Below are 364 nucleotides of genomic sequence, written 5' to 3' on the forward strand. Positions count from 1 at the left end.
GCAGCTGAGCTAATCCTCCTGGGTATTATGCCTAGCGAYGTCCTACTCTCACAGGGGGAAGCCCCCAACTACCATCGGCGCTAAAGAGCTTAACTTCCGTGTTCGGTATGGGAACGGGTGTGACCTCTTTGCCATCATCACTAGACTATTTWAAAGACAAGATTTATTATAACWCATTTTCGTTATAATTGCAAGCTTTTTTTTGAAAAAACTTTCTTGTTCTTTCAAAACTGGATAAACGGTGCATTGAATGTTTCAAACTTTTTTGGTTAAGTCCTCGATCGATTAGTATTCGTCAGCTCCATGTGTCACCACACTTCCACCTCGAACCTATCTACCTCATCGTCTTTGAGGGATCTTACTT

Annotated in this window: 2 rRNA genes; both read right to left on the bottom strand. The window is 42.1% G+C overall.

Annotated elements, in window-relative coordinates:
* Positions 1–29: 29 nt before the first annotated feature.
* Positions 30–145, bottom strand: a 5S ribosomal RNA gene (gene rrf, locus AC1DCY_RS28000).
* A 120-nt stretch (positions 146–265) separates the two neighbouring features.
* Positions 266–364: ribosomal RNA gene (locus tag AC1DCY_RS28005) — 23S ribosomal RNA — on the bottom strand; the annotation flags it as partial.

The organism is Lysinibacillus sp. 10T31 (assembly GCF_056394365.1).